Source organism: Pseudoalteromonas sp. APAL1 (genome assembly GCF_021532475.1).
Classification (GTDB): domain Bacteria; phylum Pseudomonadota; class Gammaproteobacteria; order Enterobacterales; family Alteromonadaceae; genus Pseudoalteromonas; species Pseudoalteromonas lipolytica_C.
In genome coordinates, this window is sequence record NZ_JAKGAW010000008.1 from 19,806 (window position 1) to 42,329 (window position 22,524).

Sequence of the window (22,524 nt, forward strand, 5' to 3'; positions counted from 1 at the left end):
GTTGATGCAGTCACTTTCGCAGTTATATTATCTGCATGGCATAGGCTATGAATATACGAAGTATACTGGCGAGCATGTTATTTTCGAAGAAAATACACGCCGCCAGGCACTAAGCTGTTGTGGTATAGACACAGCTAATTCTGATCAAATAAATCAGTTAAATTTTGCTTTAGATGCAGGAACGTGGCTGACTTTGTTGCCTCAAACTAGCATTATTGAGGCACATGACCCTTACTTAAAAGTTCGTATCGATGAACGCTTGTTGAGCCGAGCTTGTCACCTTAGCATACCATCCTTGTCCATAAATCTGACACGTGAAAATCTGCAAGGACTTGCCGTGACAGGAGACTATGGTTTTAATGGGGTTCGTTACCTTGAAGTCGCTTTACCTGTTCCTGCTATGCCTATTGGTTATCATGATGCAGTGATAACGGTTGCTGATCAACAAGCTCATAGCCAATTATGGATAACACCTAAAGAGTGTTACTCAATTGATGATAAAAAGCGTTTGGGACTTTCCATCCAACTTTACAGTTTGTGTAATGCGCAAGGATTAGGTATTGGCGATTTTGCTGATTTAGCAACTTTAATCCGTGAAGTGGCGCAACAAGAAATGGATTACATTTTACTTAATCCATTGCATTTATTATTTGAACACAGTCCTGAGCGAGCTAGCCCTTATAGCCCTAACAGCCGAGCGTTGTTAAACCCGCTATATATTTCGATTTCTCTGTGTGAAGATGCATTGAATAATGACCCATTATCACAATTGCTCAGTGATAAACCCGCTACAACTGAACCTTTTATAGATTATTCTGCTGTTAGTCGATTTAAATATGATGCATTTCGTTGTTTATACACTCAATTTTGCCGGACAGCGTCAGCTGAACGAAAAGCAGAGTTTAAGCAGTTTTGTAGTAATCATAAGCACAGTCTAGCAACCTTGGTAGTTGACGATAATGAATATGCCAGTTACTTGCAGTGGCAGGCACATTTACAGCTAAATCATTGTCAGCATATCGCAAATGAAGCAAATATGGCGATAGGTCTTATTAACGATCTAGCTGTTGGTTGCGCTGGTGATGGCAGTGAGTTTCGTAGCCAAGAAGAGTTATTTGCAGTGGGGGCAAATGTGGGAGCGCCTCCTGATCCTTGGGCTGAACAAGGTCAGAATTGGGGGTTGCCAGCTTTAAATCCTCAAAAGTTAAGTAAAAATAATTTTGCCTTCTATCGCTCTTTGATCCGCGCCAATATGGAAGATGTTGGTGGATTGCGCATAGATCATGTGATGGCAATCAGAAGGCTGTGGTGGTGTTTTGAAAATAACGCCCAGCAAGATGGATGTTATGTTTACTACCCATTTGAACATTTGTTGGCGATACTGAAAATAGAATCCCATCTTAATCACTGTGTCGTGATAGGTGAGGATCTAGGTGTTGTACCAAGTGAGGTTCGCGAAGCACTAAAAGCAAGTGCAATTTATTCAAATGGCTTGTTCTATTTTGAAAAAGATTATCAAGGTGAATTTTTAGCATCAGAGCACTTTGCACCGCATAGTTTGTTGATGATTGCTAATCATGATGTACCGCCATTTAAAGGGTGGTGGACTGGTCACGATATTACTGTTAAGCAAGAGTATGGTTTGCTTGATAGTGCACAAAGCGCTGCGCAACATGAAGCGAGAAATGTCGAAAAGCATCGTATGCTTAATTTTATCGCAAGAGAATCAGGGCAGCACTTATCATTAGATTCTGAAGCGTCTGTGGTGTATGAGTTATTAGCCTCATCGTTAGCAGCTGCTCCAGCCAGATTATTTACCATTCAAATTGACGATTTAGATCAGCAAATTTTGCCGGTGAACATTCCCGGAACTGATAAAGAATACCCAAATTGGCGGCGCGTTCTTTCACGCCCAACTGAGCAAATTATTCGTGCTCAGCATGCATTTTTAGCCAATTTAATTTCGATAAGGAATCAATAAATGAGCAGTCGTGTTGGTCAAAAGCCTTTTGCTGAACCCATGGTTTATCAAGCACATATCGATGCATTGTCTTCAGGTTGTTATAAAGATCCTTTCAGTTTTTTAGGACCCCATAAAGTTAGTGCATCAAGCTTTGAGATTCGCTGTTTTTTACCTGGGGCAAGCCAGTTGTCAATTTTGCAAGGCAAGCAGGTTATTGAGGCCAAAAAGCAAGGTGACAGCGATTTATTTATTGCAACTGTCAAAGCAAAATCAATCCCTGATTACCAACTGGATGTGAATTATGGGGATGGCAGTCAGTATCTTCAAGAAGATGAGTATCGTTTTACAAGTACACTTGATGAACAAGCTATGTACTTATTTAACGAAGGTAGTCTTGAACACGCTTATCAGCACTTTGGTGCGCACTTTGTAACCCAGCAAGGTGTTGAAGGTGTGCGATTTACTGTTTGGGCACCTAACGCGAGTAGCGTTTCAGTTATTGGCGAATTTAATTATTGGCAGCGCAACCGTCATTTTATGCGCTTTCACCCAGCCAGTGGCGTTTGGGAATTATTTATCCCAGGTTTAAAAGAGCATCAGTGCTATAAGTTTGCGATTAGTACACCTTCTGGTGAAGTACTTGATAAAGCCGATCCGTTTGCATTTAAAATGCAACAAGCGCCGGGCACTGCTTCTGTCTTACAAAAGCTAAATAAGAAGATACAGTTGTCTGATGAAGCGTTAGCAAATCGCGCAAAGCGTAACAGTATCGATGCACCAATCAGTATTTACGAAGTGCATGCAGGCTCTTGGCAGCGACGCGATGATGAGGGCCGCTATTTAACATGGCGTGAGCTTGCTGATAACCTTATTCCGTACACTAAAGATCTTGGTTTTACGCATTTACAATTAATGCCTATCAGTGAGTATCCATTTGATGGTTCTTGGGGTTATCAGCCTGTGGGCTTATTTGCCCCAACTAGCCGTTATGGCAGTTTTGAGGATTTTGTATATTTTATTGAGCAATGCCATGACGCTGATCTTGGTATTATTTTAGATTGGGTGCCGGGTCATTTCCCAAGTGATCCACATGGTCTACATCGTTTTGATGGCACGCATTTATATGAGCATGCAGATGTAAGACAGGGATTTCACCCTGATTGGAATACCTATATTTACAACTATGATCGTGCTGAAGTTCGCAGCTTTTTGATTGCTAATGCAATGTATTGGTTGCATGAATTTGGCATTGATGGTTTGCGTGTTGATGCGGTTGCATCAATGTTGTATCTCGATTACAGCCGAGAAGAAGGGCAATGGATCCCAAATCAGTATGGCGGTCGTGAAAATCTTGGTGCAATAGAATGTTTAAAGCAGGTTAATCTGCGCTGTTACGGTAAAAATCCTGGCATTATGATGGTAGCTGAAGAATCAACTGCTTGGCCGGGAGTGACACGGCAGGTCGATCATGGCGGTTTAGGCTTTGGCTATAAATGGAATATGGGTTGGATGAACGATAGTTTGCATTATATGCAGCGTGATTCTTTATATCGTGCCCACCATCATCATGAAATGACGTTTTCAATGGTGTATGCCTATAGCGAGAACTACATTTTGCCTTTAAGTCACGACGAAGTTGTGCATGGTAAAGGCTCATTGATAGAGAAAATGCCAGGTGATGATTGGCAGAAGTTTGCTAATTTACGAGCATACTACGCATTTATGTGGGCTCATCCGGGTAAAAAGCTGTTATTTATGGGAGCTGAAATTGCTCAGCGTAGTGAATGGAATCATGACCAATCAATTGACTGGCACTTGCTTGAGCATGTTAGTCATAGTGGTATGCAACAAACAATTAAACAACTGAATAATATTTATACCACGACTCCTGCACTCTATGAGCAAGATACTAGCCCTGCGGGCTTTGCATGGTTAGATAGTTCTAATGCAGAACAAAGCATGTTTAGTTTCATCCGTTATGCCAAGCATGCTGACGATTATGTTCTGGTAATTAGTAACTTAACACCGCAAGTTTATCATGACTATGTAATAGGCGTTCCTAAGCCAGGTTGTTATCAAGTTATCTTTAATTCTGACAATGAAGAATACTTTGGTTCGGGTGTTGAAGTTAGCGGTAATACAGAACAACTTATCTTTAGTCAGCCTACTGCGAGTCATGGTTACAATCAAAGTATAAGCGTGTCTTTACCTGGGCTTGCAACTATTTACCTGAAGAAGGTGAACGATGAGTCATAGTGTAGAGCTTCAAATCGGTTCAACGATGCCTCTAGGGGCATCTATTGTTGAAAACGGTGTTAATTTTGCTGTGTATGCACCCCAAGCTCAGCATGTGTCATTGTGTTTATTTGACAATAGCGGTCATTCAGAAGTAATGACTCTTTCAATGCACCTTAACGAAGGTGGCATTTGGACATTGCACGTTAGCCCTTTAAAAGCAGGGGCATTGTATGGTTACAGGGCAGATGGTGAATATGCACCAGAAAAAGGGCTTTTCTTTAATAATCACAAGCTACTACTAGACCCTTATGCGCGAGACTTGCATGGTGAGTTTACTTGGAGTGAGCGCCATTATGGTCAGATGCCTGTAGGTAAGTTGAGTCAAGTCAATAACGCTGTTGATATGCCCAAGTCTCGAGTTCGCGAGCTTGCACCTTATACAGGTAAAAAACCTAATCATAGTTGGGGTAAAACGGTGATTTATGAGTGCCATGTTACTGGCGCAACATGTCGACACCCAATGATCCCTAAAGCACTACAAGGTAAGTTCTTAGGCTTAAGCCATCCGAGTTTTATAGAGCATTTACGCACTATAGGGGTGACTTGTCTTGAATTACTCCCTGTGCACGCATTCATAAGTGAGCAGTTCTTAACGGCTAAAGGCCTACAAAACTATTGGGGTTACAACACGCTTAATTTCTTCACGCCGCACAAAGATTATCTAGTGAATGATGATATCGGCGAATTTCAGCAAATGGTTGCGGCTCTTCATAAGGCTGATATCGAAGTAATTTTGGATGTTGTCTATAACCATACTGCTGAAGCAGGAACTGATGGGCCTATTCTTTCTTTACGCGGCTTAGATAACCTTGGCTATTATCGCACTGTGGCTGATAAACCTCAGCATTATATCAATGATACCGGCTGTGGTAATACTGTGAATATTGATTCACCAAGAACCTTACAGCTGGTGCTTGATAGCTTGCGATATTGGGTTGAAGTAATGGGGGTAGACGGTTTTCGTTTCGATCTTGCAACGATTCTTGCTCGTAATCCTAATGGCTTTAATCAAGCGCATGCGTTTTTCCAAGCAATCAACCAAGATCCTGTTTTGAGTAAAGTAAAACTGATTGCTGAGCCATGGGATATTGGCCCGGGCGGTTACCAATTAGGGGCTTTTCCTGCACCTTGGCGTGAGTGGAACGACAAGTATCGTGACACTATCCGACGTTTTTGGCGACAAGAGCAGGGGGTTATAGGTGAGCTTGCAAAGCGTTTACATGGTTCGTTCGACTTATTTGAGCATAATCTCAGAGGACCACTTAACAGCATTAATTTTGTGACGAGCCATGATGGTTTCACGCTTAATGATTTAGTGAGTTATGAACAGAAACATAATGAAGCCAACGGTGAACAAAATAGAGATGGACACAGTGCCAACCACTCCTTTAATTGTGGTGTAGAAGGTTTTACTGACGATAAAGAAATTAACGCATTACGTTTGCAGCAACAAAAAAATATTCTATTGACGTTATTACTTTCAAAAGGGGTTCCAATGCTTTCACTAGGAAGCGAAATGGCCCATTCACAAGGTGGTAATAATAACGCGTACTGCCAAAATAATCGCACTAGCTGGCTTGCATGGAAAGACTCGCAAATTAATCATCCATTAACTCGATTCATCGATGATGTTTTGCGTTTACGAAAGCAGTTTAGTGTCTTTAAGCATCGTTTTTTTGTTCATGATAATGATCCACGTTACGACGTCGCGTGGTTCACCGAATCAGGCACCGCAATGGAACAAGACGATTGGCATCAAGGTGATCGCCAAGTGTTGATTTATAGCCTGACTGATAAACACACAAACCAAGCTTTATTGATCATTTTAAATGCTGGGTCAGAGTCTGTTACTTGTCAATTACCCCCTCTTGCGAAAGGGAAGTGGCATTTAGCACTGACAAGTATACATCCTATGTCAACTTATGATGTTGATAAGGAACAACAGATTGCTGCAATGAGCAGCTGGGTTTTTACCGCCAATTCAGAGGATCCTAATCATGGCTAAAAATGCCGATCAAGTATGTGTTGTTAAGGGCTGGCAGGATGCCCCTACCGTTGATGAAAGCACCTTAGATGATGATTTATCTCGCCATTTTTATTACACCCTTGGGCGTGACAAAGTCGGTGAATCGCAATTATATTTATATCATGCTTTAGCATTAACTATTCGTGACAGATTGGTTGCACGTTGCCGTGTAACTAATCAGCAAATTCACGGACAAAAGCGTCGTAAAACTGCTTATTTATCTCTTGAATTTTTAATGGGTCGTGCTCTTGGTAATGCCATTCTAAACCTAGATTTAGACGATCAAGTTGCAAAAGCATTACAAGATTACTGTACAAAGTTAGAGACAGTTGCAGAAGCTGAGCACGACGCAGGTTTAGGTAACGGTGGTTTGGGCCGTCTAGCTGCGTGTTTCTTGGATAGTTGTGCAAGCTTGGCACTACCTGTGATTGGTTATGGTATTCGTTATGAATATGGCATGTTTAATCAAGCGATTGAAAATGGCCATCAAATTGAACAGCCCGATAACTGGTTACGCGAAGGTCATCCTTGGGAGCTAAGTGCCCCAGAGCAATCAAAGCGTGTAAAATTCTTTGGTCATGTTGAAAGTTATACTGATAAATACGGACGTGAGCACCGTCAATGGCTTGATTCTCACGATGTCTTAGCTGTGCCTTATGATGTGCCAATTCCAGGCTATAAAAACGATATCGTAAACACGCTACGTTTATGGAAATCAGAGGCGACTGACGAATTTGATTTGAGCGAATTCAACGCAGGTAGTTATTCAGAAGCTGTTGCTCGTAAAAACCTTGCGGAACAAATCACCATGGTACTTTATCCAAATGATAGCAGTGAAAATGGTAAAGAGCTTCGTTTACGCCAGCAATACTTCTTATCATCGGCGAGCTTACAAGACATCATAGATACGTGGGTTAGCAAACATGGCGAAGATTTCTCTGACTTTGCTGATTACCATGTTTTTCAATTAAACGATACACACCCAAGTATTGCTGTAGCAGAACTGATGCGTATTTTGGTTGATGAGTATGAGCTAGATTGGCAAGAAGCCTGGTCTATTACCACAAAAACCATGGCTTATACTAACCACACTTTACTGCCAGAAGCATTAGAGAAGTGGTCAGTATCATTATTTGCGCGATTATTACCGCGTATCTTAGAAATAATCTATGAAATCAATGCCCGCTTCTTAGCAGATGTTGCTCAAGCATGGCCTGGTGATGTTGAAAAACAACGAGCATTATCGCTTATTGAAGAAGGCCCAGAGCCACAAATCCGCATGGCGTATTTGGCAATTGTTGGTAGCTACTCAGTAAATGGCGTTGCTGCACTTCATACCGAGCTACTTAAAGCGGGCTTATTCAATGAGTTTTATCAGCTTTGGCCAGAAAAATTCAATAATAAGACCAATGGGGTTACGCCACGTCGTTGGCTTGCACATTGTAACCCTGATTTAGCCAAACTACTCAATAAGCACATAGGTGATGAGTGGGTAGGTGACTTCAGTAAAGTTAGTCAATTACGTCGCTTATACGACGACACTAAATTCCACAAAGAATGGCAAGCAGTTAAACATAGCAATAAGCAACGCCTTGTTGAACTTGTTAAGGCTCGTTGTGGCGTTGAGTTTGATCCATCAATGATGTTTGATGTGCAAGTAAAACGTATTCATGAATACAAGCGCCAATTATTAAATATATTACATGTTATTCACTTATATGATCGTATTCGCCAAGGTGATACTTCAAATATAGTCCCTCGTTGTGTGTTATTAGGTGGTAAAGCAGCACCTGGTTACTACATGGCGAAGAAGATAATTAAGTTAATTAATAATGTTGCTGAAGTGATCAATAAAGATCCATTGGCAAAACCGTACTTGAGAGTGGCTTTTTTACCAAATTATAACGTGACAGCAATGGAAACTATTTGCCCAGCAACGGATTTGTCTGAGCAAATTTCAACAGCAGGTAAAGAAGCATCGGGTACCGGTAACATGAAATTCATGATGAATGGTGCTTTGACCATTGGTACGTTAGATGGTGCCAATATCGAGATCCGTGACGCAGTAGGTGCTGATAATTTCTTCTTGTTTGGTGCTCGAGCAGAACAAATTGATGATATCAAAGCGCACTATAATCCTGAGCAGATTATTCATCAAACCGACAGCCTATACAAGGTAATGCAGTTACTTGAAAGCGGTCACTTTAACTTGTTTGAACCAAATCTATTCGACGACATTATTGCTGCGATTAAGAGCCCGCACGATCCGTGGTTAGTTGCACATGATTTTGCCAGCTTCGTTGAGGCACAAGAGCAAGTTGAAAAAGCTTACCTAGACACTGCTCACTGGACGCAAATGAGTATTTTAAATACGGCGGCTAGTGGCATGTTTTCGAGCGATAGAACAATTAGTCAATACAGTGATGACATCTGGCACTTGGAACCACTGTTAGACATTAGCGCAAAGCAAAACACACAGAAGAAAAGCAGCTAACTTAAGACGGAGAGAGTTATGCCTAGTTATGCAAATCGATACATAAGTAGTTTAACAAGAGAAACGTATGCACTCATTTTAGCAGGTGGGCGTGGTTCTCGTTTACATGAATTAACAGACTGGCGTGCTAAGCCAGCAGTGTATTTTGGCGGGAAACATCGAATAATCGATTTTCCTCTATCAAACTGTATTAACTCAGGCATTCGTCGTGTTGGTATAGCAACTCAATACAAGTCACACTCATTAATCCGCCATGTAAACCGTGCATGGGGACACTTTAAAAAAGAACTCGGTGAGTCGGTAGAAATACTGCCGGCATCACAACGTAAAGGTGATGATTGGTATTGTGGTACGGCAGACGCCGTTTTCCAAAATATGGATATCATTCGTCATGAGCTGCCTAAATATGTGATGATCCTTTCAGGTGACCACGTTTACTGCATGGATTACGGCGGTTTACTTGCTAAGCATGTTGAAACTGGTGCAGATATGACAGTGTGCTGTATCGAAGTACCGTGTGAAGAGGCTGCAGGTACCTTTGGTGTAATGACTGTTGATGAGAATAACAGAGTTCGCCGTTTTGATGAGAAACCATCTGAGCCAACTTCAGTGCCGGGTAAACCAGGTACTTGTTTAGCGTCAATGGGTAACTACATTTTTAACACAGAGTTCTTATTTGAACAGTTAAAAAAAGATGCAGAAACAGAGGGTTCTGGTCGTGACTTTGGTCACGATATTATCCCGGCCATCATTGAAGAGCACAATGTATTTGCATACCCATTTAGAGATGAAAATGAAGGCCAGCCATACTGGCGTGATGTAGGTACCCTGGATTCGTTTTGGGAAGCCAATATGGAGCTTGTTATGCCAGAGCCTCAGCTTGACTTATACGATCCTAAATGGCCGATTTGGACATATCAAGAGCAATTACCACCTGCTAAATTCATTTTTAATGATGATGATAGACGTGGTATGGCTGTGGATTCAACGGTATCGGGTGGCTGTATTATCTCTGGTTCAATGGTTAGAAAATCACTGCTGTTTTCGAATGTATATGTTCATTCATATTGTGAAATCGAAGAGTCAGTGATCTTACCTGGGGTTAAAATTAACCGTAATTGCCGCATTAGGCGTGCTATTATAGACCGTAACTGTGAGATCCCTGCTGGCCTTGAAATTGGTTTTGATAATGAAGCTGATAAAGAAAATGGCTTTAGAGTGTCGAAAAAGGGTATCGTACTTGTTACTCGAGACATGTTGAATGAGCTTGAGAAAAAAGCAAAGGCAACAAAAGCAAAGTAATAAATACTTTGTTTAATGGTAAAGTCATAGTGTAGTAAGGAGTAGCAATTGCTACTCCTTGTTTCATAGTAAGAATTAATGTTATGGAGTACTGCTAATCATGCATGTGTTGATGGTGGCTGCAGAGAATGACGCATTACCGAATGCTAAAGTCGGTGGTGTAGCGGATGTTGTTAGGGACTGTCCTAAAGCGTTAGTTGATAAAGGCCTTACTGTTGATGTTGTGATCCCTGATTACGGATTTCATTATCTTGAACGTCATCATATCGGTGTTGTACATGTTCCATTTGCAGGGCATATGCAGCAACTAGACGTGTGGAAACTTGCCAATAGTGAACACGGTGTTACGCAACTGATTATTTCTCATTGGGAATTCAGTCGCCATAATGGTGCCGTGTATTGTAATGATGAACCTGGCAGGCCCTTTGCAACCGATGCGAGTAAGTTTGCATTGTTTAATGCGGCGGTGTGTGAAGCCTTACTACAAGGAATTATCCGAACCCCTGATGTAATGCATTTGCATGACTGGCATAGCGCCTGTGTGGCATTATTACTAAAAAATGACGGTCGTTACCGTACATTATCTAAGTTATTTTTAGCTTATACCGTTCATAATTTGGCATTGCAGGGTATTCGCCCATTTAAAGGCGATAGCTCAAGTTTAGAAGCATGGTTTCCGGGCTTAAATTATAACGGCGAGAAATTGTGCGATCCGCGTTATCACGATTGTTTTAATCCGATGCGAGCAGCGATTAATTTAGTTGATAAAGTGCACCTTGTTTCACCAACCTACTGTCAAGAAGTATTGCGTCCGAGTGATGCTGCAAATGGTTTTTTTGGTGGAGAAGGACTAGAAGCTGATTTGCAGGCAGCCTATCGTGAAGGTCGTGTGGTAGGGATCCTAAATGGTTGTGAATATCCAGGAATGGAACTCAAAGATATCAACCTTGCAACACTTTACCATCATGCAGAGTCGGCACTATTTCAATGGATGGCGAAGAGCCCCATCTTAGATTCAAGTTATTATCTTGCTCACCAACGTTTATTACAGTTCAAAACAAAACCTTTTGCGGGTCCGCTTGTGACGAGTGTTGGTCGATTAACAGATCAAAAGGCACTTTTACTGCGTCAACCTTATGAAAAAGCATTGGTTTTAGATGAGTTATGTCAACGCTTAAAGCAACATGATGGCTACATGATAATTCTTGGCTCTGGTGATGCTGAACTTGAGCAAATCATGACAACTGTCATGGCACGCCAAGAGAATCTGCTATTTTTAAAAGGCTATGCACACTTGGTTGGTGAATATATGTATCACTTGGGTGATTTATTCTTAATGCCAAGCTCATTTGAGCCATGTGGAATAAGTCAAATGTTAGCAATGCGCGCTGGACAGCCATGCTTAGTTCATGGTGTTGGCGGTTTACAGGATACGGTCGAGCATAATGTCAGTGGTTTTAGTTTTAGAGGTGAGAGTTTAGCCTCTCAAAGCTACGAACTTATTACTGGTTTTAGTGATGCGCTAGACCTTAAAAAGTCGCAACCTGAGCAATGGCGCTCGATATGTGAACAAGCTAAAAATGCTCGTTTTACATGGGGATCTGTAGCAGATGGCTATTTATCAGGCTTATATCAATAAATATTGCGTGATTCATGGTAATTAAGTGACTTTTTTGTCTATTTCAGCTATTAATTACTTAGTGTGATATAAAAATTCAAAAGTAGGTAAAGTGGCTGTATTTGTTGCTAGGCAAGCGGTCTTTAATCGTCGTCAACAAGTTGTCGCCTATGAGCTACTATTTAGAGATAGTTTAAAAAACAGTTTCCCGGATGTTTCAGAGAGCACAGCTACTGCGCGTCTGATTATGGAAAACCAGCTCAATCTAGGCACTCGCCATATTACGTCGGGCAAAAAGGCGTTAATTAACATAGGTCCAGAATCGTTGAAACTGGACCTATGCGCGTTTTTGCCAACTCAAGACGTGGTTATTGAGCTTCTCGAAACGATGGAGCCAACAGATGAAAACTATGAATTTTGTCGGGAGCTTTTCCATAATAACTACAAACTTGCTCTTGATGATTTCGTATACCAACCTGAATGGGACCGCTTTTTAAAGTTAATTCGCTTGATTAAGTTCGATGTGAAGCAAACCCCCTTTGAGGACATTGCGCCTGTTTTACAGAAGCTGGAAAAGCATAAAAAAATAAAACTATTAGCAGAAAAGCTTGAAACTGCCGATGATTATGAGAAAGCCTACAAAATGGGTTTCGATTTTTTCCAAGGTTACTTTTTTGCAAAACCAAAAATGATCCAACATCGCGATATAGATTACAACTATGCATTAGTTTTGTCGATTTATGCTGAAGTAATGCGCCCTGATCCTAATATTAGCGAAATCGCGGGACTGTTTTCTTTAGATACTGCACTTGCGTATAAGCTATTACGCTTAATAAACAGTGGTGTATTTCCAATAAAAAGTAAAATAGGTTCATTAAAGCAAGCGCTTGTGTACCTAGGTCATGAACGACTGAAAAAGTTTGTTAGTTTGATCATCACCGCCCATAGCGCCCAATCAAAACCAGCCGAGCTTACTCGGCTTTGTGTTGTCAGAGCGCGTTTTTGTGAATTAATAGCGCAGCGTGTCGCAAAACAACAAACCGGAGAGGCATTTTTAACGGGGCTGTTTTCATTACTCGATGCAATATTAGATCAGCCGATGGAAAAGCTGTTGGATAGATTGCCGTTTCCTGACGAAATACATGCAGCATTAATGCAAGAAAAGAATATTCTCTATTACATTCTCGAAACTGTTAAAGCATACGAAACAGGAAGCTGGTGGGCACTGGAGCAAGCAGTTGCCTATTTAAATATTGAGAGTGGGGAGCTTCCCAAAATATACGAAAATGCGGTAAATTGGAGCGATAGCTGTAGACAAAACTTATAAGGGAACTATGCGCAATATAAATATGGATGTTTTACGAGGTATTGCGGTGCTAGGTTTGATGTTTATGAACATCTATACCTTTGCTATGTTTGAGTATGATTATACCCCAAGCTCATCGCCACCAATTTCTGATACCGTCATAAACATCATTAATGTGTTATTTATTGATGGACGTTTTAGAAGCCTTTTTTGCCTATTATTTGGTGCCTCATTGGTTATTCAATGGCAGCTTTGGCAAAGTATAGATAAACAACACAATCGCTTAAAAGTGCTTGCTTATATTGGCCTTGCTCACGGCTTTTTGCTTTGGGCCGGCGATATTTTGTTTATTTATGCCTGTGCTGGTTGGTTAACCCTTAAATTTAGCCAGCAAGATAACGAAAAAATACTGCGTATGGGCATGTTGTTTTTACTTCTCGGTGCCTTTATTTCATTTTTACTTGCCTTTGTCGAACCTGAATTAACGCCTTTAACGCGAAGCTCAGACGCGTTTTTGATGGCTTATGATGCGGCTTATTCTTCCTACTTTGCCGGATTTGTCAGTAACGTATTAATGTTTACTGTGATGCTTATTGCAGTGCCGCTGATCACTATGTGGATGGCCGCAGGGCTAATGCTAGTGGGCGTTTATCTATATAAACAAGGGGTTTTTGTTGACGGCTTAACGAAAGCTCAGCTTAACATGATTGTTCCAGCGGCTATTGGTTTAACAGTCGTAAGGTTGATGATAGACCCTAACAGTAGTGTATTTATGTACGCGATTGTCGAGCCTATAAATTGGCTAGCAGCTTTAGCTATGGCCATTTGCTATTGCCATATCATTGTAAAAATAGTTAAAAATAAATCCAGTAAATGGTTACTGCTACAGCAGGCTGGACGCATGTCATTGACTTTATATCTGATGCAAACAGTAATATTTATACTGTTTTTTAAAGTTGCATTCTCAAGCGCTGCACTTAATTTCGATCGAATAGATTATTGGTTGGTTATTGCGGGTGTGCTTGTTTTTCAATTGGTATTTTGTAAAGTCTATAGCCAGTACTTTAAACATGGTCCGTGTGAATTAATCTGGCGAAAATTGTCGAGATAATGTCTCGTATACTACAATAAAAGAAAACAAAACGGAGTGGTTATGCGCACTTGCTGGTTAGTTTTAACATTGCTTTGCTGTTCACCACTTTATGCAGGCGATCAGTTTTCTGTGTTGCTCGTTAATCCATCAGTTAAAACCGACATATTTTGGCAAAAAGTGAGTGATATCATGCACGTGGCTGCCGAGCAAAATAATGTCAATCTCACGACCATTTACGGCGGCGGTAATCGTCATATTCAATTAGCTGAATTAAAACAGTACCTACAATATAACCCCAAGCCAGATTACGCTATCTTGATCAATTACCCAGGTGGTGCTGAGCAGTCAATGACTCTACTTGAGCAGCACAAAGTTAACTTTATAACACTGGAAGAAACCATTGTCGGCGTTGAGCGAGATGAAGTTGGTAAGCCTCGCCAGCGCTTTAAATACTGGTTAGGAGAGGTTTTTCACGATAACTTTAAAGCGGGAGAGCAACTTGGCAAAGCTTTACTTAATGAGGCAATAGCTGCAAAGCAAACGCCGCATTTTGTTGCGATTAATGGTCATTATGGCTCCGAATCAGATACCCGCAGTGATGGCCTTGTTCATTACTTACGTAAACAAGATGTAGAGCTTGAGCAAGTTGTTTATGCCAACTGGAGCAAGCAAGAGGCAGTGCATAAAGTCAGTCGTTTATTACAACGATATCCAGATACTAATGTAATTTGGTGCGCTTCTGATTTAATGGCACAAGGTGCACTTGAAGCAGTAAAAGAAAAAGCAGAGAAAGCTTATTTTATTGGTGGTATAGATTGGCTTGATGAAAATTTAGACTTGATTGAACAGCAAAAACTCACGGCCAGTGTTGGCGGGCATTTTATGATGGGTGCGTGGGCATTAATAAGCTTAGTCGATCATAATAATGGTAATCCTTATTGGCAAAACCATAATGCGATTAAGTTTCAACTTGGGGTCATTACACAGCACAACATAAAAAGTTATGGCTGGCTTAGAAATATTAAAGACTGGTCGGTTATCCCCTTTGAAACCTTTTTACTGCAAAACACTAAAAGTAGCGAGTACGCGTTCGATTTTGATACCCTGCATAGTTTATTGAGTGAAAAGCCTAAAAATGCAGCGCTGCACTAAAAGTGCTGCGAAAGAGCCTAGATTCTACCTAGCTTGGCAAAGGCTTCTGGTATAAACTAGCGGCTTTAAAATCCAGACAGAAGTATGCCATGACAGAGTTAAAGCGATTAAATAAATTTATCAGTGAAACAGGTTTTTGTTCACGCCGTGAGGCAGATAAATATATTGAAGAAGGTCGTGTAACTCTTAACGGCAACTTGCCTGAAATGGGCGTAAAAGTCAGCAATGATGATGACGTTCTAATTGATGGTCAGCCATTAAAAGCAAAACCTAAACGAGTTTATATCGCCTATAACAAACCTGTTGGTATTACTTGTACAACTGAGCGAAAAATTCAAAGTAACATTGTTAAAGCGGTTAACTACCCAGAGCGTATTTTCCCAATCGGACGCTTAGATAGGCCTTCAGAAGGCTTGATTTTTTTAACCAACGAAGGCGACATCGTTAATAAAATCCTGCGTGCTGGTAATAATCATGAAAAAGAATACGTAGTGACAGTTGATAAACCGCTAAACCGCCAGTTTGTTAACAAGATGGCAAACGGTATTCCTATTCTTGATACTGTTACTAAAAAGTGTAAGGTAAAACAAACTGGCCCACAGCAATTTACCATTGTGCTAACACAAGGCTTAAACCGCCAAATTCGCCGCATGTGTGAATATTTAGGCTATGAAGTGGTGACTCTTAAACGCACACGTATCATGAACGTTACCCTAAAAGGGTTAAAAGTAGGGCAGTGGCGTCATTTAACCGAGCAAGAAATGGCAGAGATCAATAACTCAATTGCCGACTCAGGTAAAACAGAAGAGCGCTCAATTGATGAAAATAAACAGCCAACCCAAGCCCGTGCCAAGCAAAAACCACGTAATGAAGAAGAAAAAAAGCGCGATTTTTCTAAATACGTGAAAAAAGCACGCAACGATGCCAAACAAGGTCAATCAAGAGCAAAGGCTGGCAATTCGCACTCAGCAAAACCAAATCAAACGAAACGTAGCAGCACCAAACGCACAGGTACATTAAGCCTGAAAAAGTAAGCTTGAGCTTTTAAAATGTAGTGTTTGAATAGCTTTTTATGCTGTGGCGGTTTTAGTTACCAGTCATTCTAATAAAGAAAAAGCCCTAACAGTTTGCTGTTAGGGCTTTTGGTTGAGAGTCAATCTGTATTAATTAGCGTGACGCTGTTTAGGTACTTTGATCTTAAACAGCATGGTATAAAGCACAGGCACAACAATCAGGGTCAGCACTGTGGCAAAACCAAGGCCAAACATAATGGTTACCGCCATTGACTGGAAGAACACGTCAAATAGCAGTGGGATCATGCCTAAAATGGTGGTAATCGCAGCCATCGCTACAGGGCGAACACGGCTTACACCAGAGTCAAACACTGCTTTATAAGGGTCTTTCCCGCTATCGAGTTCAAGGTTAATTTGATCAACTAATACAATGCCGTTTTTGATGAGCATGCCGCTTAAACTAAGTAAGCCAAGCAGTGCCATAAAGCTAAATGCTGCATTCATTAGTAATAAACCTGCCGATACACCAATGATTGCTAACGGCACCGTCGCCCATATTACTAATGGTTGCTTAACAGAGTTAAACAGCAGTACTGTGATTGCGAACATGGCTAAATAACCAAGTGGCAATGAACCGAAAATGGCTTTTTGTGCTTTGCTTGACGACTCAAACTCGCCGCCCCATTGCAGTTCATAGCCATTAGGAAGTTTAATGGCTTCTATATCTTTGCGAACACGTGCAAAGAGCTTTGCTGGTGTTTCATCACCAATAACATCGTGGTCGGCCATCACTGTGATAGTACGCTTACGATCACGTCGCATGATCAAGCTGTCTTCCCACTCAACCACAAAGTCATCAACCACTTGTGTAACGGGTACAAACACACCTAACACAGGGCTGTATATTTGTAAGTCACGCAGGCTTTCAACGTTTAAGCGCTCTTCTGCAGGCGAGCGGGCAATAATGGGCAGCATTTGCGTGCCATCTTTATAAACACCCACTTGCTTACCTGATAAGCTGGTTAACAGCAGCTGATCGAGGTCAGATTTGGCAATCCCTAAACGACGGGCTTTTTGCTCGTTAAACTGAGGACGAATTAACTTAGAACGTGCTCGCCAATCGTCACGAATGTTAAATGCTCCTGCATCTTGATGCAGAATGTCTTTTGCCTCTTTTGCTAACTGGCGAAGTACCACAGGATCAGCACCAGAAAAACGCGCTTCGATTTTTGCATCAGTTGATGGGCCAATTTCCATACGTTTAACTTTAAGCTGAGCATCAAGTACGTGCTCGTGTTGGTAATCACGTACTTTTTTGATCATAGTGGTGACGGCTTCACGGTCTTTTACACGAATAATCAATTGCCCATAAGCTGGGTATGATTTTTCAGGTGCGTAAGTCAGCATAAAGCGAGGGGCACCTTGACCGACTGTCGTTGTTACTTCTTCTACAAGAGGGTCTGCTTGTAAGAATTTTTCAAGTTTTGCGACGCCATCCATTGTGGTATGAATATCAGCACCTTGTGTATGCCAATAATCAACATAAAACATTGGTGTATTTGATGCAGGGAAAAACGACTGCTTGATAAATTTAAAACCAAACACAGCACTCACTAGCATGATAACCATTAGTAACAATGTGGTTTTACGATAACGCATTGCCGCATGTAACACGCCTTTATAGACATTAAAAATAACACCTTGATAAGGGTCTTCATCATGATGTGGCTGTTTTTCAGTTGCTTGTTTAAACATTAAATCAGCAAAAAATGGCGTTAGGGTGATAGCTGTGATCCAGCTTAATAATAATGAAATAAACAACACCCAGAACAAGCTGCCAGCAAATTCACCACTGGCATCTGAACTCAAACCAATTGGCGCAAATGCCGTAATAGCGATAACCGTCGCACCGAGTAACGGCCACTTGGTTTGATCAACTATGTTAGTTGCAGCTTGCAGTTTTGTTTGTCCGCGCTTGAGGTTTATCAATATACCTTCGGTTACAACAATGGCATTATCAACCAGCATACCTAAGGCAATAATCAGGGCGCCTAATGAGATACGTTGTAAATCTATGGCAAACAACTTCATGAAAATAAAAGTGCCTAATACGGTAAGCAGAAGTATTACACCAATCAATACGCCACTTTTAAAGCCCATAAAAACTAAAAGTACAATAATAACAATGGCAACCGCTTCAAGCAGGCTGATAATAAAGCCACTTACTGACTTCTCAACTTCGGCTGGCTGGTTATAAACGCTGTTGATTTCCATACCATGCGGTCGCTGGTATTCGAGTGACGCTAGATGGGCATCAATATTTGCCCCTACATCAACGACGTTTACGCCTGTGCTAAATGACACACCTACCAGTAATGCTTGCTGTTGGTTATAGCGAATAATATTGTTTGGTACTTCAGCGTATTCACGAAATACCTTAGCAACATCACCTAAATAAATAAGTTCATTTTCACCTGGCTTTGAAATAAGAAGATTTTCAAGCTCTTTAACGTCTTTGAATTCACCGGTTGGGTGTAAGCGAATTGACTCATCGCCGACGCGTACCTTACCTGCGTTCGACACACTGTTTTGAGTTTGTAAAAGTTGATAAATGCGGTTGGGTGAAATACCTAACTGGGCAAGTTTACGGGTTGAAATTTCAACCATAACCTGTGCTTGTTGCTCGCCACCAACAGTTACTTTACTAACGCCATCAACCAACACAAGCTCACGTTTTAAATAATCAACGTAATCTTTCAGTTCATCGTAAGAGTAACCATCGCCAGTTACCGCGTACATCACACCGTATACATCACCAAAGTCATCCATAATTTTGCTCGGATAAACCCCAGATGGCATTGAGGCTGCTTGGTCGTTGATTTTACGACGCAGTTCGTCCCATATTTGGCGTAAGTCTTGTTTACGATAATTGCTTTTCATCTCGACGGTAATTTGCGATTTACCCGGTGATGAAATACTGGTTACGTAATCAACATACGGCAGTTGTTGAATCGCATTCTCTATGGGAAATGTAACTTCTTCTTCAACCTGTTGTGGCGACGCACCTGGATACAGGGTGATCACCATGGCTTTTTTTAAGGTGAATTCAGGGTCTTCAAGTTGTCCTAAGCCAAAGTAAGCCACTGTTCCGCCAATAAGCAAAAACAGCGCAAACATCCAACTTACCACTTTCCTTTCGATAGCAAGTGCAGCAAAGCTCATTATAAGCCTCGCTCTTTTTGCCAAGGACGAACTTTCATGCCTTCTTCTAAAAAGTTAACCCCTGCAGCGACTATTTTTTGTCCTGCTTTGATACCCGATAATACTTCAATACTATCACGATGTAGCTGTCCTACTTCTACAGCTTGCTTATGGACAAGGCCACTTTCTTCGTCATAAATCCATACATAACTATTGTTACTTTCAGGCTCGGTTGGCTCAGAGAAAACAGCTTCTACAGGTAATAATGTATAGGGTGATTGTGAGTTGGTGATCTTGCTTAAATCAATATCAACGCGGCCAGTCATACCTTCAAGTAGATTAAAATCTTTAGGAACCGGTAAAGAAAATACCACTTTATAGGTTAGGGTGATTGGATCTGCTTGAGTATCAAATTCTTTCACAGACAGTTTATAAGATTTGTTAGGATAGCCATCAAAGACAACATCAGGTTGATATTCAACATCTTTATCGATGCGTGCAATGAGTTTTTCTGGGACTTGAATAACAACATCCATTAAATCACGGGTTTCAAGTCGTAAAATATTTTGCTTGGCTTGAATGTTCTCAAAGTTTTTAACAAACACCTTTGCTACAGTGCCTGCAAACGGCGCACGTAGTTCACTGTTATCTAAATTTGTTTTAGCTATCTTTAATGCTGATTCTGCTACTTGCTTGTTAGCAAGGGCTTGGTCTAACTCAGATTGACTGGCGATTGAACGGTCAAAAAGCTTTTGTACACGTTCAAGTTGAGATTCTGCGAGTTCAAAGCGCGCTTTGCGCTCATCATATTGTAGTTGAAAGTCTTCAGGGTCGAGTTTGGCAAGCAGTTGTCCTTTTTCAACATGCTGACCGGCAAGCGCTGGGAACTCAAGTAACTCACCATTCACTCTAAAGGCGAGATATGAACCTTGGTTAGCAACAACTTCAGCAGGAAAACTACGTATAGTTTCATCTGAAAGATTACTTATAGTGAATAATTTTACCGGGCGTACAACTGGCTCAACCTCAGTATTAGATGCCTGCTCAGAACATGCCGCAAGCATCAAAATTAGGCTCGTAGTTATCGCAACGAATGCCAATTTCATTGTCTTCTCCATAGATATGATGCATAAATTAGCTGCAGGATACGCTGCAAACATATAAAATAAAAATTATTAAATTTTAGAAACATCATTAATTTTATTTATGTAGTGGTTTTTATATCATGAACCTAAATCAACTCGTTATTTTAGATGCAATTGTACAGAGTGCTAGTTTGAGCCAAGCCGCTATAAAACTTCATAAAACCCAACCTGCACTAACACTGGCGATAAAAAAACTCGAATCTGAGCTGGGGTTTGAGCTTTTAGACCGTAGCCAGTATCGCTTACATCTTACTGAAAAAGGCCGTATTTTTTATCGTGAGGCACGTCAGTTACTTAACGCAAACAGTGAACTGAGCTCGCTTGCTAAAGAGTTGGCGCTAGGAAATGAAGCTAATTATAAAATTTGCTACGAGCAACTTTGCCACCAACCTAGTTACAATCAAGTCATAAGTGAAACCTTCCAACGTTTTGCTAGTACTGAGTTTAGTATTTCTTCAGGTAAACGCTTTGTATCCCTTGAACAAGTAAACAGTCATCAAGCGGACTTAGGGATTGGGCCTTGGTTTGACCTGTTCCATGCAACAGGGGATCTTGAAAGTTTGCCTATAGGTAAATTTGATATCGGTATAGTCAGCGCACCTAATGTGGTACCTAGTAAAATTAGCTTTGCTGATATTCAAAATTACCCATGCTTGGCTATGTTTGAGAGTGACTTGAGTTTCGATAGTGATAGGTTGTCTTATACATTGGGCTCTGCATTAATGAAAATTGACGATATAACCAGTGTAAAGTCGTTTTTACTGTCTGGTGCGGGTTGGGCGATGATTAGTTTGCAACATTGCCAAGCTGAGATTGAAGCCGGTTTGTTGCAGCAAATAAAAATTACTGACCGTGAACACCAGTTTGGCGCTGAAATACGTGTTTTTAGGCAGCACTCTGTCCATCATGGCCCTGTTGCGAGAGCAATTTGGCAAGATTTTAGCGAAGTCAGCAAACAGTATTTGGAGTCTAGTCGTGCAGCAGGCAACTAAAGAAGATTTAATTTATACTATTATTTGCGCCATTCCAGCGGGAAAAGTAGCCAGTTATGGGCAAGTTGCAAAGCTTGCGGGATACCCTAATAATTCAAGACTAGTGGGGCGGTTATTAAAAGTGATGCCCGAGGGCTCAAGCATTCCATGGCATCGGGTGGTTAATAGCCAAGGTAAAATATCGTTTCCAGAAGGTAGCAATAAACACTTTGAGCAACGACAAAAACTACTCAGTGAAGGTGTTACTTTTAATAAGGCTAAAATTAATATGCGCCTGCATCAATGGGACTAATAAACATACAAACTAATTGATAAGTAGTGGCAAACACAGCCAACCAGCACAAATACATGCCAAATTGCATGGCTGTAATGGCGGGTTTTAGCGCTATAAAATACAGTGCCTAAACTGTAGGCAATCCCGCCAGCTAGCAGCCACCATAAAGCGCTCAAATCAAGGTTCAAATAAAGTGGATAAACAAGTGCTAATGCAAACCAGCCCATTAATAAATAGGTAGCGAGCGAGACTTTTTTATTCGTGTTTTTGACCAGTAATTTATATGCAACACCACCAAGCGCTAAAGACCAAATAAACACCAAAGCTGCAATTGACCATGCCCCTGATAACGAAATAACCAAATAAGGCGTGTAGGTACCTGCAATAAGCAAGTAAATCGCACAGTGGTCACATTTTTTATAAATGGCCCGTATGCGCTCCTTGGTGCTTGCGTGATACAAAGTAGAAGCTAAAAATAATACTAGTAGGCTTGCTCCATAGACGATGGCACTTACCGTAGCTGATATAACGTTAGATTGTGATATTAAATCCCACAGTACATATACCGCAAACAGGACTCCCATGCCGTGAGTAAGCACGTTAAGTTGTTCTTCTTGGCGTGAGTAGGGGAGTTGTTCTGTCATATC

At 41.0% G+C, this 22,524-nt stretch carries 15 protein-coding genes; 12 read left to right on the plus strand and 3 right to left on the minus strand.

The annotated features are described in order from the left end of the window. Nucleotides 1-4: 4 nt before the first annotated feature. The 10 genes from malQ to rluF all read left to right on the plus strand — a co-directional run bounded on the left by malQ (nt 5) and on the right by rluF (nt 16,286). Nucleotides 5-1,981, plus strand: a complete 1,977-nt coding sequence (gene malQ / locus L1264_RS05610; protein WP_199527765.1) for a 4-alpha-glucanotransferase — start codon at nt 5-7, stop codon at nt 1,979-1,981. Further along, a complete protein-coding gene (gene glgB / locus L1264_RS05615) occupies nt 1,982-4,219 on the plus strand; it encodes a 1,4-alpha-glucan branching protein GlgB (protein WP_199527764.1) in 2,238 nt (745 codons plus the stop codon). Further along, nucleotides 4,209-6,266, plus strand: a complete 2,058-nt coding sequence (gene glgX / locus L1264_RS05620; RefSeq protein WP_138557723.1) for a glycogen debranching protein GlgX — start codon at nt 4,209-4,211, stop codon at nt 6,264-6,266. The genes glgB and glgX overlap by 11 nt, the downstream gene beginning before the upstream one ends. Beyond that, nucleotides 6,259-8,781, plus strand: a complete 2,523-nt coding sequence (locus L1264_RS05625) for a glycogen/starch/alpha-glucan phosphorylase (RefSeq protein ID WP_135926360.1) — start codon at nt 6,259-6,261, stop codon at nt 8,779-8,781. The genes glgX and L1264_RS05625 overlap by 8 nt, the downstream gene beginning before the upstream one ends. Nucleotides 8,782-8,799: 18 nt before the next feature. Continuing rightward, nucleotides 8,800-10,083 carry a glucose-1-phosphate adenylyltransferase gene (gene glgC, locus L1264_RS05630; RefSeq protein ID WP_135926361.1) on the plus strand — a complete coding sequence of 428 codons (1,284 nt, stop codon included), beginning with the start codon at nt 8,800-8,802 and terminating at the stop codon, nt 10,081-10,083. A 100-nt stretch (nt 10,084-10,183) separates the two neighbouring features. Then, complete coding sequence (locus L1264_RS05635; RefSeq protein ID WP_199527763.1) at nt 10,184-11,722, plus strand: glycogen synthase; 1,539 nt, start codon at nt 10,184-10,186, stop codon at nt 11,720-11,722. 91 nt (nt 11,723-11,813) lie between these two features. After that, nucleotides 11,814-13,028 (plus strand): EAL and HDOD domain-containing protein, encoded by a 1,215-nt coding sequence (locus tag L1264_RS05640; RefSeq protein ID WP_235403763.1) that lies wholly within the window; start codon nt 11,814-11,816, stop codon nt 13,026-13,028. 7 nt (nt 13,029-13,035) lie between these two features. Further along, nucleotides 13,036-14,118, plus strand: a complete 1,083-nt coding sequence (locus L1264_RS05645; RefSeq protein ID WP_199527762.1) for a DUF418 domain-containing protein — start codon at nt 13,036-13,038, stop codon at nt 14,116-14,118. Nucleotides 14,119-14,160: 42 nt separating this feature from the next. Next, a complete protein-coding gene (locus L1264_RS05650) occupies nt 14,161-15,252 on the plus strand; it encodes an ABC transporter substrate-binding protein (protein WP_199527761.1) in 1,092 nt (363 codons plus the stop codon). An 89-nt stretch (nt 15,253-15,341) separates the two neighbouring features. Then, a complete protein-coding gene (rluF, locus tag L1264_RS05655) occupies nt 15,342-16,286 on the plus strand; it encodes a 23S rRNA pseudouridine(2604) synthase RluF (protein WP_199527760.1) in 945 nt (314 codons plus the stop codon). Nucleotides 16,287-16,415: 129 nt separating this feature from the next. Here the strand turns inward: rluF and L1264_RS05660 are convergent, their stop codons facing one another. Both L1264_RS05660 and L1264_RS05665 read right to left on the minus strand, forming a co-directional pair. Next, nucleotides 16,416-19,487, minus strand: a complete 3,072-nt coding sequence (locus L1264_RS05660; protein ID WP_135926367.1) for an efflux RND transporter permease subunit — start codon at nt 19,485-19,487, stop codon at nt 16,416-16,418. Then, the gene (locus L1264_RS05665) at nt 19,487-20,572 is read right to left on the minus strand and encodes an efflux RND transporter periplasmic adaptor subunit (RefSeq protein WP_135926368.1); all 1,086 of its coding nucleotides are present in this window, start codon (nt 20,570-20,572) and stop codon (nt 19,487-19,489) included. The genes L1264_RS05660 and L1264_RS05665 overlap by 1 nt, the downstream gene beginning before the upstream one ends. Before the next feature lie 119 nt (nt 20,573-20,691). On the opposite strand from L1264_RS05665, the gene L1264_RS05670 reads away from it, so the two are divergent. Then, nucleotides 20,692-21,603, plus strand: a complete 912-nt coding sequence (locus L1264_RS05670; RefSeq protein ID WP_135926369.1) for a LysR family transcriptional regulator — start codon at nt 20,692-20,694, stop codon at nt 21,601-21,603. Further along, nucleotides 21,587-21,895 carry an MGMT family protein gene (locus L1264_RS05675; protein ID WP_235403764.1) on the plus strand — a complete coding sequence of 103 codons (309 nt, stop codon included), beginning with the start codon at nt 21,587-21,589 and terminating at the stop codon, nt 21,893-21,895. The genes L1264_RS05670 and L1264_RS05675 overlap by 17 nt, the downstream gene beginning before the upstream one ends. Here the strand turns inward: L1264_RS05675 and trhA are convergent. Then, nucleotides 21,892-22,521: a PAQR family membrane homeostasis protein TrhA gene (gene trhA / locus L1264_RS05680; RefSeq protein WP_138557715.1), complete on the minus strand. Its 630-nt coding sequence runs from the start codon at nt 22,519-22,521 to the stop codon at nt 21,892-21,894. The two genes, L1264_RS05675 and trhA, sit on opposite strands and share 4 nt — an antisense overlap. Nucleotides 22,522-22,524 lie beyond the last annotated feature (3 nt).